Annotated in this window: 6 protein-coding genes, 3 tRNA genes and 2 rRNA genes; 5 read left to right on the forward strand and 6 right to left on the reverse strand. The window is 51.6% G+C overall.

The window, feature by feature from the left end; genetic code table 11:
* Nucleotides 1–63 precede the first annotated feature (63 nt).
* The 5 genes from LKE40_02955 to LKE40_02975 form a co-directional block, all read right to left on the reverse strand.
* A 23S ribosomal RNA gene (locus tag LKE40_02955) occupies nt 64–3,010 on the reverse strand.
* Between the two features lie 56 nt (nt 3,011–3,066).
* Nucleotides 3,067–3,140: transfer RNA gene (locus LKE40_02960), tRNA-Ala, on the reverse strand.
* Between the two features lie 123 nt (nt 3,141–3,263).
* Nucleotides 3,264–4,807 (reverse strand): 16S ribosomal RNA (locus LKE40_02965).
* The 16S and 23S rRNA genes sit together here with 1 tRNA gene alongside, the layout of an rRNA operon.
* Before the next feature lie 371 nt (nt 4,808–5,178).
* Entirely contained in the window at nt 5,179–8,079 is a 2,901-nt protein-coding gene (locus LKE40_02970; protein MCH3916434.1) for a hypothetical protein, read from the reverse strand.
* 432 nt (nt 8,080–8,511) lie between these two features.
* A complete protein-coding gene (locus LKE40_02975) occupies nt 8,512–8,679 on the reverse strand; it encodes a hypothetical protein (GenBank protein ID MCH3916435.1) in 168 nt (55 codons plus the stop codon).
* Nucleotides 8,680–8,916: 237 nt separating this feature from the next.
* Between LKE40_02975 and LKE40_02980 the strand changes: the two genes are divergently transcribed.
* Together LKE40_02980 and LKE40_02985 are read left to right on the forward strand one after the other, a co-directional pair.
* A tRNA-Lys gene (locus tag LKE40_02980) sits at nt 8,917–8,989 on the forward strand.
* A 28-nt stretch (nt 8,990–9,017) separates the two neighbouring features.
* A tRNA-Glu gene (locus LKE40_02985) sits at nt 9,018–9,089 on the forward strand.
* Nucleotides 9,090–9,171: 82 nt separating this feature from the next.
* Here the strand turns inward: LKE40_02985 and LKE40_02990 are convergent.
* Nucleotides 9,172–10,749: a hypothetical protein gene (locus tag LKE40_02990; protein MCH3916436.1), complete on the reverse strand. Its 1,578-nt coding sequence runs from the start codon at nt 10,747–10,749 to the stop codon at nt 9,172–9,174.
* 296 nt (nt 10,750–11,045) lie between these two features.
* On the opposite strand from LKE40_02990, the gene LKE40_02995 reads away from it, so the two are divergent.
* The 3 genes from LKE40_02995 (at nt 11,046) to LKE40_03005 (ending at nt 14,392) form a co-directional block, all read left to right on the forward strand.
* Nucleotides 11,046–11,630, forward strand: a complete 585-nt coding sequence (locus LKE40_02995; protein MCH3916437.1) for a hypothetical protein — start codon at nt 11,046–11,048, stop codon at nt 11,628–11,630.
* Nucleotides 11,627–12,994 carry an aldehyde dehydrogenase family protein gene (locus LKE40_03000; protein ID MCH3916438.1) on the forward strand — a complete coding sequence of 456 codons (1,368 nt, stop codon included), beginning with the start codon at nt 11,627–11,629 and terminating at the stop codon, nt 12,992–12,994. Before LKE40_02995 ends, LKE40_03000 begins: the two co-directional genes overlap by 4 nt.
* A gap of 123 nt (nt 12,995–13,117) precedes the next feature.
* Nucleotides 13,118–14,392 carry a chloride channel protein gene (locus LKE40_03005; protein ID MCH3916439.1) on the forward strand — a complete coding sequence of 425 codons (1,275 nt, stop codon included), beginning with the start codon at nt 13,118–13,120 and terminating at the stop codon, nt 14,390–14,392.
* Nucleotides 14,393–14,404 lie beyond the last annotated feature (12 nt).

The following is a 14,404-nucleotide window of genomic DNA, read 5'->3' on the forward strand; positions in this document are numbered from 1 at the left end:
AGGGGCACCAGGAGAGTCCCTGGTACACCCGGCCTTGGCCCTGCGGGGGACCGCAACGACAATATGGTCAAGCCTCACGGCTGATTAGTACCGGTGGGCTGCACGCGTCGCCGCGCTTCCACCCCCGGCCTATCGACCAGGTAGTCTCCCTGGTTCCTTCAGTCCCCCACAGGGGGGATGGGAAGTCTCATCTCGGGGCGGGCTTCCCGCTTAGATGCTTTCAGCGGTTATCCCTTCCGGACGTGGCTACCCGGCACCTGCCGCTGGCGCGACAACCGGTACACCAGAGGTCCGTCCACCTCGGTCCTCTCGTACTGAAGGCAGCTCCCCCCAGACTTCCTACGCTCGTGGCAGATAGGGACCGAACTGTCTCACGACGTTCTGAACCCAGCTCGCGTACCGCTTTGATTGGCGAACAGCCAAACCCTTGGGACCTGCTCCAGCCCCAGGATGCGATGAGCCGACATCGAGGTGCCAAACCTTGCCGTCGATATGAACTCTTGGGCAAGATCAGCCTGTTATCCCCGGAGTACCTTTTATCCGTTAAGTGACGGCGCTTCCACTCGCTGCCGCCAGATCACTAGGACCTACTTTCGTACCTGCTCGGCCTGTACGCCTCGCAGTCAAGCCGCCTTGTGCCCTTGCACTTGCAGGATGATTCCCGACCATCCCAAGGCGACCTTCGCGCGCCTCCGTTACGCTTTCGGAGGCGACCGCCCCAGTCAAACTCCCCGCCTGGCACGGTCCCCGCGCCGGTTCACGGCGCGGGTGAGGAGGCTGGAAAGGGAAGGGTGGTATTTCACCGGCGGCTCCGCCCAGGCTGACGCCCGGGCATCCTTGCCTCCCACCTATCCTACACATCCCTGCCCAGCCCCCAATGCCGGGTTGGAGTAAAGGTTCACGGGGTCTTTCCGTCTAACCACGAGTACCAGGCATCTTCACCTGGACTTCAATTTCACCGGACCTCACGCCGAGACAGCGCCCATGTCGTTACACCATTCGTGCGGGTCGGAACTTACCCGACAAGGAATTTCGCTACCTTAGGACCGTTATAGTTACGGCCGCCGTTTGCTGGGGCTTGGGTTCGCCGCTTCGCCCTGAAGGCTGACGGCTCCCCTTGACCTTCCAGTACCGGGCAGGTGTCAGTCCATATACTTCCCGTCGCCGGTTCGCATGGACCTGTGTTTTTGGTAAACAGTCGCATGGGCCATTTCTCTGCGGCTCCCCCTGCGGGGAGCCATACTTCTCCCTAGGTTACGTATGCATTTTGCCGAGTTCCTTAGCGTGAGTTCGTCCGTACGCCTTCGCATTCTCAGCTCGCCCACCTGTGTCGGTCTGCGGTACGGTCTCCCGGTGCCTTGCCTTAGAAGCTGTTTCTCGGCACCGCGGCTCGGCACGCTTCGCCGCCATTGCGGCGGCTCGCCGCCGGCTCACCTGGGCCGGGGGGTTTGCCTCCCGGCCGTCATAGGCCCGCCTTCCGGACAGGGACTACCGTCGCCCTGCCGTGCTCCGCCCCATGCTTCGCTCCGTCGAAACACCGGGAGGTGCGGGAATGTTGACCCGCTTCCCATCGGCTACGGCCTTCGCCCTCGCCTTAGGGGCCGACTGACCCTCGGGCAGATTGCCTTTACCCCGGAAACCTCGGGCTTCCGGCGGGGGGGGATCTCACCCCCCTTTCCGTTACTCATGCCTGCATCCTCTCTTCCGCCCCGTCCACGGACCCTCCCGGGCCCGCTTCGTCCGTTCGCGGAATGCTCCCCTACCCACAGCGCACAAGGCGCTGTGCCGCGGCTTCGGCGGCGTGCTTAGCCCCGTTGGATTGTCGGCGCGTGACTACTCGACCAGTGAGCTGTTACGCACTCCTTGGAGGAATGGCTGCTTCTGAGCCAACCTCCTGGCTGTCTGTGCAGTCACACTTCCTTTCCCACTCGGCACGCCTTGGGGACCTTGGCCGGCGGTCCGGGCTGTTCCCCTCTCGACGACGGCCCTTATCAGTCGCCGTCTGACTGCCGCGCATTGTACACCGGCATTCAGAGTTCGGTTAAACTTGGTACCCGGTGAAGGGCCCGCATCTATCCGGTGCTTTACCTCCGGTGCAGTCCACGCGACGCTAGCCCTAAAGCTATTTCGGGGAGTGCCAGCTATCTCCAAGTTTGTTTAGCCTTTCACTCCGAGCCACAGCTCATCGCAACCCTTTTCAGCGGATTTACGTTCGGCCCTCCACCGGATTTTACTCCGGCTTCAGCCTGGCCATGGCTAGATCACTTGGCTTCGGGTCCGCCCCGTGCAACTCGCGCCCTCTTCAGGCTCGGTTTCCCTACGGCTCCGGGACTCCTGTCCCTTAACCTCGCTGCACAGGACGACTCGCAGGCTCATTCTACAAAAGGCACGCCATCACCCTCTCGGGCTCTGACCGCTTGCAGGTCCACGGTTTCAGGTTCTCTTTCACTCCCCTCCCGGGGTCCTTTTCACCTTTCCCTCACGGTACTGTGCGCTATCGGTAGCCGCCGAGTATTCAGCCTTGGAGGGTGGTCCCCCCTGCTTCCGGCAGGGTTTCTCGTGCCCCGCCGTACTCAGGCTGCGCGCCAAGGCAGCCCCCATGCCGCCGGCTACGGGGCTTTCACCCGCTCCGGCCGCCCTTCCCAGGTGCGTTCGCCTGGCATGGGGGTTTCTTACTGCCCGGGTCTCCCCAGGCGCGCGCCTACAACCCCGCGTGCCCGAAGGCGCGCGGTTTGGGCTCCTCCCCGTTCGCTCGCCGCTACTTGGGGAATCTCGTGCTTGATTTCTTCTCCTGCCGGTACTCAGATGGTTCATTTCCCGGCGTATGGCTCCCGCACGCTGTCTTTCCTCACGTGCGGGCGGCAGGCTCAGCGCCTGCCGGGTTACCCCATTCGGACACCCGCGGATCACAGGGTGCTTGCCCCTCCCCGCGGCTTTTCGCAGCTTGCCGCGTCCTTCGTCGCCTGACGGCTCCCAGGCATCCTCCGTGGACCCTGTTCATTGCTTGACCATATTGTCCTTGCTGTCCCTTCGCTCTAAACTTCATAACAAAGATCATCATCCCACTGGAGGCAGGGGGACTCGAACCCCCGACCCTCGGCTTGCAAAGCCGATGCTCTAGCCAGCTGAGCCATGCCCCCGGCTCTGCCTCAGGGAAGACGGGAAACGGAAGGAAGCCCCGGGGGACCCCCTGGAAAAGGACCACCATGCATTCCGGGGCACGCCGCCTGTGAGCGGGGCGCGCCCCATGCCTTTCTTTGCAGAAAGGAGGTGATCCAGCCGCACCTTCCGGTACGGCTACCTTGTTACGACTTCACCCCCCTCACCGGGCATACCTTAGGCACCGCCCCCCCTTGCAGGTTGGACCGGCGACTTCGGGTACCCCCGACTCGGATGGTGTGACGGGCGGTGTGTACAAGGCCCGGGAACGTATTCACCGCGCCATGCTGATGCGCGATTACTAGCGATTCCAACTTCACGGAGCCGGGTTGCAGGCTCCGATCCGTACTGGGGCCGGCTTTGCGCGATTCGCTCCGCCTCGCGGCCTCGCTGCGCCCTGTACCGGCCATTGTAGCACGTGTGTGGCCCAGGACATAAGGGCCGTGATGACTTGACGTCGTCCCCACCTTCCTCCGGTTTGTCACCGGCAGTCCCGCCTGAGTGCCCAACTTAACTTGCTGGCAACTGGCGGCAGGGGTTGCGCTCGTTGCGGGACTTAACCCAACACTTCACAGCACGAGCTGACGACAGCCATGCAGCACCTGTGCGCCCGCCCCGAAGGGAAGGCCGGTCTCCCGGCCCGCCGGACGCATGTCAAGCCCTGGTAAGGTTCCTCGCGTATCATCGAATTAAACCACATGCTCCACCGCTTGTGCGGGCCCCCGTCAATTCCTTTGAGTTTCACCCTTGCGGGCATACTCCCCAGGCGGTGCACTCATCGCGTTGGCTTCGGCACCGGACCCTCAGGGCCCGACGCCTGGTGCACATCGTTTACTGTGCGGACTACCAGGGTATCTAAACCTGTTCGCTCCCCGCACCTTCGCGTCTCAGCGTCAGTACATGGCCAGGCATCCGCCTTCGCCACCGGTGTTCTTCCGGATATCTACAGATTTCACCCCTACACCCGGAATTCCGATGCCCCTTCCTGTACTCAAGCACCGCAGTTTCCAGCGCGTCCCCCCGGTTGGGCCGGGGCCTTTCACGCCGGACTTGCAGCGCCGCCTGCACGCCCTTTACGCCCAATGATTCCGAACAACGCTCGCCCCCTACGTGTTACCGCGGCTGCTGGCACGTAGTTAGCCGGGGCTTCTTCCGGGATTCACGTCATCCGCCGGCCATTCCCTGCCGGCGTCGTTCCCCCTCCCGAAAAGGACTTTACAACCTCACGGCCTCCATCGTCCACGCGGCGTCGCTCCGTCAGGCTTTCGCCCATTGCGGAAGATCCTTAGCTGCTGCCCACCGTAGTAGTCTGGGCCGTGTCTCAGTCCCAATGTGGCCGTCCACCCTCTCAGGCCGGCTACCCATCGTCGCCACGGTGGGCCTTTACCCCGCCGTCTAGCTAATGGGCCGCGGACCCATCCCCCGGCGCCGCCTCGGCGCCTTTCCCGCCGGGGCCCTTCCGGCCCTGGCGTCTCATGCGGTATTACCCGGTGTTTCCACCGGCTATCCCGCTCCGGGGGGCAGGTTGTCCACGTGTTACTCACCCGTCCGCCGCTCTCGGGGGGCCGAAGCCCCCCTGCCGCTCGACTTGCATGCTTAAAACGCGCCGCCAGCGTTCGTTCTGAGCCAGGATCAAACTCTCCGTCATCATATCGCGCGGGCCGAAGCCCGCGCTGCTCGATATCATTTCCGGCGTCCTCTCCTGCCGCTCCAAGAACTCACGACCGACTTCTTCAATCTGTCTGTTCTCTCATCCTTGAATTGACTCGGGAGCCCCCCCCGGCCGGGCACATGCCCGGCCGGTCGGCTTCCTTCCATTTCTCGTCTCCCCTTCGCTCTTCTTCTAAAAAAGACCTGCAGTCCCCGGGTCTCCCCGGCATCCTGCCCTCAGGCGCTCCTCTCGAAGCGCTCGGTCAACATAGCAGATTTGCTTTTCCTAGTCAAGGGAAAAAGCATTTTTAGATACTTTTTTTCTGATAATGTTTTGTAAAATTTACTGCCGGTAGGCAAGGAATTCTTCTATATGTCCTTCCACTCAGTAATTTCGCCGGTAATGTTTACTCGTACACTTGAGATATAGTTTCGGGCATCATCAATATACCGAGAAGTAATCTTCTGGTATTTCTTCTCGCCGCTTTCGGCAATGACATAGAAATAGCTGGTATAAAGTGAACTTGAGGAAAGTTTCTCGACAAGGAAATCCAACGAAAGTTCTTTCAGCATGCGTTCCCTTTCCTCTTCAGGAAAGCAAGAATTGAAGCGGGCATTATGGCTGTCATAATCGAACGTATCCCCATAATGCGAATTGTCTAAGTCATTCTTGCTGCTCAGGACAGTAAGGGTACGGGCACTGACATCTATATAGGCAAAGAATTCCACATTCAGGTTGATCAGCCAGTTCTTTATTTTCTTCTCAAGATATGCACGGTTTTCATCAGTTCCTATGAAATATGCTTCCAGTTCATCATTTGCACCATTGCGCATCAGGTAAGTCTTGAAACCGACGACCTTGTATTGGCCTTCCTTCGTCTTCAACTTGTAATGGCTTGTCAGCGTACGGGCACCTTCCTTGGACACCGCCCGCATCTGCTCCAAGTCAAGTACAGGATACCCATCGTCCAATTCATACGGAATCAGCTCGTCCAAGAATGTACGGACCGAAGTGATTGCCGGCAATTCATAATCACCATCGTCACAAACAGTGGAAATCGTATCCCGATCCAGATTGAAATGATAGGCAATGCAAGCCTCGGCCAACAACACGTCAAGGTTGTCCTTGACGCTCTTGTAACGGTCCTCTTCCTCCATCCGCTGCTGTACATCTTCCAAAGTAATGACAGCATCGATGTTCTCCCCCCGTCTGTACACCAACGATGTCAGCATGCACTTGTTCCACCGGGCCGAACCATCATCCATATGGCGCTGGAAGACAAACTGTTCCGACGTACTTCCTGCTCTCATGCGGGAAATTGCAGCATCAAGCAATTGCCTGTCTTCAGTTTTCTCGAAAAGTTCGTCACAGAAATTTTCCCTTGGGTATTCATCCGCACCATGATAAAAGGAATCGGTAGAAAAGACATAGTAATAATAGGAAATGCCATATTGCTCCAAGGCAACCACATACCGATGTTCGAGATCCTTGAATTCCTTGAGGTCATCAATCATGGCAAGTATATTCCCATTGCCATCGAGCTGACTGAAACGTACGCGAACCCAACCCGTCTGAAATGCCATCATCATCAAGGAAACATGGATATCACAGGTAACATCATTTCCATCTGCCATGATTTCTTCATAAGCACTGCAAAGCCGCAGGAGATCCTTTTCCGAGCAAGGCAATTTCTTGGTAAAGTCACGCAGACTTATATTTTCTTTCAGCCCGAGCTGTTCCACCAGGTTTATGTCAGGATGGGCCATCCCTGTATTGGTATCTATCACCACATAATGCAACTCTGCATGGAGCAGGACACGATGCATCAGGCTTCTGAGGGATTTCTCCTTGTCCAGCAGCTTTTGAAGCTCTGTCACATCATTGCACGTCAGAATATAGGTATTGTCATCATAGGAAATCTGAACCTGCAGCCATTGCCCTTCAATGGTCTGCAACACATCATAGTATCTTCCCCTCTTTTCAAGGATACTGCAGATGTATTTTCCAAGATTCCGTCCATCAGGTCCGTTAAAAAGTGTAAAGAAAGCCCCCTGCTGTACCAGGTCTATGATATCTTCCCGACTTTTTCTAAGGAGGCTACATAGCAATGTAGAAACAATAAGCGGTTCCCGCTTTCTCCCTTTCCCATTGTTCCGTACCACAAGCAACGCTTGGCTTTCCTCAGAAAGGATAATATCCTGAAGTGCAACTTTCTTTTTCAACTTCTTCAAGGAAGACCGTTTTTTCCATAAAATCAGCAGGCAGCAGACCACACCGACGACAAGACCCAATATCAAGACGAAATACAGCCACCACGGTCCATTTTCGGCTTCAGGGGATTTAGAAGAAAAAAAAGTCTGAAGCACAAAGGCATTTGCCGGTAATTTCGAAAGATCACCATTATGGGCAACAAGCTCAGTCATATTGATGATCGGATAGCTTGAGATGGAACCCAGCCTCAGCTTTGCAGGTTGTGCACCTTCCAGTATCTTGGTAACCAGTTTTGCAACGGCAAGACCAAGTTTTTCAGGAGCTATGACGATGCCACCGGCCAATCTGTAGTTGACTCCGATTCCCAATGTTGAAAACACAGGGGCGCTGACCGCATCACAGATGACATCAATGGCCCTCTCCAACGAAAAATGTTGAGTTGCAGTACTCAGCATGCCCCCATAGAAAAAAATGGTATGTTTCTGATCATATGAAGCAAGTTTCTTCTTCAGGGCATTCGTATCATATGCATCACTGTTGATGGTCACCAGCTTCAAGGCAAGGAAACCCTTCTGAGGCAGTATGAATTGCTTGGCGATGCCTTGGCTGGACAGAGTTCCGTCACATACCGCCACAGCCATATCTGCTGTCGGAAAGAATCGGGTAGCTATATCGAGTATGGAAGAAACACGCAGATCATCGGCATATCCGACATAATCAGGTTTCTTGTTTGCCTTTGCCGCAAGTTCATTGTCCTTTACGCCAAAGAAGACAACCGGTGTATCAGGAAAGAAAACCTGCTTGTATTTCAAGAAAAAGCTCAGGGCATCGTCACCGGCAACGCAAAGACATGCATACTGTTTTCCAGCCGCCGTTTCCTCCCCAAGCAGTTTATACAGCCGTGATGTAGCCTGGGCTTCCCCTAGATTGAGACTATCCATCCATAGCAAATCAAAATCATTGGAATGATAACCAGCTTCAAAACCAGACAACTGCCGTGTCATTTCCACGTCATCAAACGAGTGAGACCCTACGAAAAGCACGGGAGCCTCAGCCATCAGACACATGCTGGAGTTAATCAGGAAAAAAACAAAAACAAAGAACTTTTGTATTATCCTACACATATGTCATCCCCCGATTTACGACACCCTTAGTAACTGTATACTATGTTTTCCTCCCAATTGCAACAAAAACATATGCAATCGTCATAAGGAAATCAACTTAGTGATAGTAAAAGTTACTGTTTGCAAAGTCATGACATAGATGAACTATCTTCTTATGCTAATATCATTTTCCACAACAAAAATGACCATGCATCAGTTATTTTTGGTAACAAAACAGTAGGTCAATAGTAATCAAAATCAAGCCAGGAACAACTTGACCCCTTTTTCTTTCAAGACTCACCATCCCAAAAAGGACTTGTCTGCATAGGACTTATTAAAGTTATCTTTTGGTAGGACTCCCGCCATGGAAAGTTCACTCTCGTGCAATTATCCACCAAGGACAAGTACCATTGCAGTTTCATTATCGGCCAAAGTCTGGGCAACTTTCAGGGAATGGGTAATTACCGTCAGATCCTTTTTCTTCAGCAGGCTTTTTGCAAGTTCAGGGCAAGTCGTACCATTGTCAATGAACAATATGTTACCATCCTTAATCAATCAGTCTTGGCAATCCTGGCAATTTCATCATGCACATGCAGGTTATTGTAGGAAACGTGAGAAATGACGGCCTTGGCCTGCGCATCAACGATTTTCCTCAGCCACCTGATGACAACTTTCTGCCGTTTCCCTTTTCGCTGAACATAGAATCTTCAACTTCTACAATGATTCTCAAACATTTTTTTGCAAAGTGGTTGACGCACATTTACAGTTCTGCTATATTCCAAGTCGTTGCGTGGGCCGCTAGCTCAGCTGGTAGAGCAACGCCCTTTTAAGGCGTGGGTCACTGGTTCGAACCCAGTGCGGCTCAATGCTTTTAGGGCAAAGAGAAGAATCGTGTCTCCTTCGTCTAACGGTTAGGACTCAAGGTTTTCATCCTTGCAATATGGGTTCGATTCCCGTAGGAGATGATTACAGGACGCTGCAAGTTTGCCAGCGTCCTGTTTTTCATAAAGCAGATTCTACCCTTTTCCCCAACGATATCGGTTATGCTTACAGGTCAAGTCCGAATTCATGGAAGAACTGACGTTTTACGGCATCCTTCCCGCTTACATATAGTTTTCCATCATCTTCTACACAAAGCATCTGATCCAGGAAAAGTTCAAGTTGCCCATTATGGGCTCCACCACCCATCAGTCCATAGTTTTTCCAGTTTATCCCCGACGCATGTTCAAGCTTCCTGAATGTTGCCAGATAACGCAATGCAAGGAAAATTCCCATAAACCTGGCAGACCGCTCCTGCGTTTCACCAGGTTCCAGAAAGGCCACCTCAAGGAAAAGGTCCAGTTCATTCCTGTCATGGAACTGCACGGCAGAAAGATAGCCGTTGACGCCATGTCCTTCCAACATGACCAATTCATCGCTCCATGTTATAAAACCAGCAAGAAGCAGCTTCTTGTCGTCAATAGCAACATCAACAAGTTTACCTTTGTCATCGAATGTCAGATCAAGCAGCATCTCAAGCTTCTCCAGGTCAGCAATTTCATCTTTTGTATAGCCTTGGAAAAGATAGTCATAAGCCTCATCTTCCTCTTCTGTAGCCTTTGCCGACAGTATGTCATCACCCAAACAATGGTTATCGAAGGAAAAGGCGAAATAAGTGGAATAGTCTTCAGTGGTCATCGTTTCTACGATACCCACAGATTCCGTTCCCAAAGGATATCCGCTGACTTTTGATTTGATATCTTTTCTCAAAGATTCAGGAATCTTACCTCTCTTCCCTATCAGGGTATAAGGGATCCCCAATTCAGCAAGAAGTTGCCTGGTCTGCGTATCAGCAAGTTGTTCGTCCAGGCACAGACAAACCAATCCATAATTTTTTTCCGAAGAAGCATCAAGCACCTGCCTGACACCATCGATGCCAGTATCAGTAAGGAAATAAGTAAGCGGTATATTGCCGTCACTGTCATACATTACCCAGAAGAGGCCCTCAGTGCCATCTTTTCCGTAACCAGCAGAAACCAACAGGTATGGGTGCCCGTCTGCACCGTTGCAGGAAGACAACCAATTTGCAATGGACTGGTCCATATCATTGCCGCAGATACCGCTGCCGACCAGCTGAGTCCCTCCCTGCTGTTTTGACAACCACGTGTAAAAGGAAGGTTCCTCATCGTCTGCGGCAACTATGAGAAACTGACAGAAGGCAACAATCCACCCAAAGCAATCATTCCTTGGAAAATATTCCTTGAGATTGCCAAAGAACCCAGGGTCCTTCTTCAGCACCTGCCAAATGAAGTATCTGCTACCGAAAGGATATACCCGATGGTCAACCATCAGAGAATAGAACTGTTCGTCATCTGCACCCTTCAGTCCTTCGCCACCAGGGATGCAGGAAACATCCCAATCGCCGGGAAAAAGCAAGCTTTCAAAGAAAGAATCTCCCATCGAACCAAGTTCAGCAAAAGGAATGAACAGTTTTCCGGCAACCGTACCAAGCGGACGAAACATCTTCCCGTCTTTGCCGTTCTCTTTTTTCCCTGGGATATACATGCCGGCAAGCTTGGTCCCGTCCCGGAATTCCATGCACGCTACGGGCTTCATATCCTGTTGCTCTTCAAAAGGGTTCTTCATAGGATTCTCCTTGCTGGAAAGGCTACCCTAACCTTACTTTTTTTGCAACTGTCGAATTAAACCTACAATGACACAGCCTTTGATATGTACTAAGTGTGGCAAAGTTCCATTTTCAAAACAGGAATCACATTGCAAACTTTGCAGATTATGCTATAGTGTAGAAGTGTCAAAAAAGTACATCCGTAGAGGCAGGCCATCTTGCTTGCCCTCTGAGCCGGATAAATGAGGATCCGTAGGATCTCAACACCATAACAGGAGGAAAGCAGGGCTTTCGACATGCCTGAGCAGAACTTTCGATGACAACAGCACAGATTTATCAGATGATTGAAGAAGAAATGTATGAAATGCACAAGGAAAGGCCAAGGGTATCCTATGATGTTTTCCTTTCCAGTTGGTTTGTAGCCCACTGCATTGACAATGTGACAGACTACCCCTTGGAAAAGCTTCGTTTTGTCTGCCCTATGAAATTTTTCACTACCATGCTCCATTGTGAAAGTGAAAAGCATATCATCCTGCTGGCAACGTATTTCTTACCTGCAAACTATACCATTCCTGATCAAGTCATCAAGGATTTCGTCAGCTATCCTACGGATGTATTCCATGAAAAACATCCGAAGATGAGCCAAAATGCATTGTTCGACAAGGCATTGCATGATAAGGATTACCACATCTCCCTGACGCTTGTCACGACAAGCAACCAACCGTTGGAAGGTCGGTCATGGGCCATGCTCAATGAATTCAACAAGAATCTTGATACTTCATATCTCTGTAGGATAACAGCAAGGTATCTTGATTTGGAAAATATCAAGACATTCTACACCTATGCCCAAGACATTGATGCCTATGCCCAGGCCTTGGAAACAGAAATGGAGAATGAATGACCGACATGTACGACCTGAACCGGATGCGTGCGTATTTTGCCGAGGGAAATACATTCCCTTATGAAGTAAGAAAAAGAAATCTTGAGAAATTGTTTTCCCTTACCGAAACCTATGAGGATAGGTTGGCACAGGCTTTGTACCAAGATCTTGGAAAAAGCAAGGAAGAAAGCTACATGAGCGAGATTTCTGTCGTCCGCGGCGAGATCAAAGACTGCATGAAACACCTGAAGGGTTGGATGAAACCCAAGAAAGTTTCCAGTCCCCTTACGGTTTTTCCTGCAAAAAGCAGGACCGTAACCCAGCCGCGGGGACTGTGCCTGATCATGAGTCCATGGAATTACCCTCTCCTGCTTTCACTCTCACCGCTTACTTATGCCCTGTGCGCAGGAAACGTTGCCGTACTCAAGCCGTCCCGGTACAGTACCAACACCAGTACAATACTCAGACAGATGCTCAGTGAGAATTTTTCCAGCGACATTGTCCAAGTAGTCGAAGGTGGGCATGAGGCAAACCAAGCTTTGCTTGAAGAAGAATGGGATCTGATCTTCTTTACAGGTTCGAAGACTGTAGGGAAACTGGTCATGTCAAAAGCCAGTGAACATCTGACGCCCGTGGTATTGGAACTGGGAGGGAAAAGCCCTGCATACATCGATGCCAGTGCCAATCTGGACATAGCGGCAAAGAGACTGGCATGGGGCAAGTTCCTCAACGCAGGACAGACCTGTGTGGCCCCTGACTATGTACTTATCCAAAAACAGGTATTCCTGCCCTTCCTTGCCTTGCTCAAGAAACACATACAGGAAATGTATACGCCAAGCCCCATTTATAACAAAGATTATCCGAAGATAATAAACCCGAAGCATTTTGACCGTCTCGTCTCATTGCTCAGGATGGGACAGCTTAACCTCGGAGGGCAGTATGATCCCACGACTAGGAAAATTGCACCGACTGTGCTGGTCAATCCGGAACTTGACTCGCCTCTTATGCAGGATGAAATATTCGGACCTATCCTGCCGGTGCTGAAAGTCGATGATTTCGCCCAGGCCATGGCTTTCATTGAAAAGAAGCCAACGCCTCTGGCCTTCTACCTTTTCTCAAAAGATAACGGGCAGATAAAACTGATGGAACAGAGACTCAGGTTCGGTGGCGGGTGCATCAATGACTGCATCTTGCATCTGGCAAATCAGAATATTCCTTTCGGAGGAGTCGGACAAAGCGGCATGGGCAATTACCATGGACAATACGGCTATCTCACATTCAGCCATCAGAAGGCAATACTTGAAAAAGGTTACCATATTGATATAGCCTTGCGTTATCCACCATATGAAGGAAAAATGAAACAGTTCAAGCGCTTGCTACCATAATTTCATGCCAACTAGCCTCAAATATTATGTGATAATTTCTTCTACGGACAATCTTCTGTAAAAAGCAGGAAGATCCTTTATCTGTCATTGCAACCTAGAAAATTTATTGGTACGATAAGGGACATGCAAAGGAAAAACACACTTTTTCACTTGACGTGGTGTATCAGAGGAGTTGCACTGGGCTTGATCATTGGCCCTATAATTACGTTACTGACAGATTTGGTCCTTTTTGGCACAAATCTGAGGATTGCACACCCTTGGCTTCTGTTGACCATTCCGATTGTTGCAGTACTGGAACAGCTGATACGGTCCCGTAGCGGAGAAAAAGTCGAAAACAGTGCTGCCCAGATCATCAATCTCATAAATGAGACATTCAATCCGATAGAAGAAAAGAAAGAATCAAATACCACTTTCCTTGATGACAGAGGCTTGCCGCCCGTAATCCTTGCACCGATACTGCTCGTCAATACATTTCTTACCCATATATGCGGAGCGTCAGGAGGCAAGGAAGGTGCAGGCGTACAGATCGGTTCCGCGGTTTCTGCAATGGCAGCAAAGGCAGAAAGTCGGGTATTCCATACACGCTATGACCCGCGACTGAGGGAAGCATACCTGATCTGCGGTGCAGGAGGAGCCTTTGCAGCGTTGTTTTCCGCACCTCTTTCAGGTTGCCTGTTCGGTATGTTTTTTGCAAATCCCAGGGTAAACAGAAATGACACATTCCTGCCTTGCCTGGCTACATCGATGTCTTCTGCACTCAGCAGCCAAGCTCTGGGCATACCAAAGATAGCAGTGGTTACACCAGGACTCATGCAATTCTCCACGGCCATTACTCTGAAAGTAGTACTGGTAGGCGTCATCTTCGGCCTCATCGGACGTTTCTTCTGTTTTTTTACCCATGAACTTCGGGAATACTTCAGGAAGATCAGCAAGACAAAGACACATTCTGAGTTCTACGCAAGCATTTTGCTGGTTGTCCTGACGGGTATCTTCTATCTCATAAACCATGATTTTGACTACAACGGACTTTCCACCCCACTGATTGAAACCGCTGGAGAGGGAGAAACCCCGCTTATGGCTCCTATATATAAGTTGGTTTTGACTGCAGTTACAGTTGCAGCAGGTTTCACAGGAGGCCAGATTGTTCCCTTGCTTGTCATCGGTGCAACTTTTGGCTCCACCTTTGCAAATTTGCTTGACATGCCGGCTGCCTGTATGGCAATGTTCGGAGCGATGGGGCTATTGAGCAGCGGCAGCAAACTGCCTATGGTCTGCTTCCTGCTAGGATTGGAAATGTTTGGTACAGCAAATTTTGTATATCTATTTGCGGTAACGGTAATTGCCTTTTCCGTATCCGGAAACAGAAGAATATTTGAGTCTCAGATAGCACCGGTCTAGGAGCAAAATGAT

The sequence above is a fragment of the Spirochaetia bacterium genome, from assembly GCA_022482625.1.
In the GTDB taxonomy this organism is placed as follows: Bacteria; Spirochaetota; Spirochaetia; order Sphaerochaetales; family Sphaerochaetaceae; genus Pleomorphochaeta.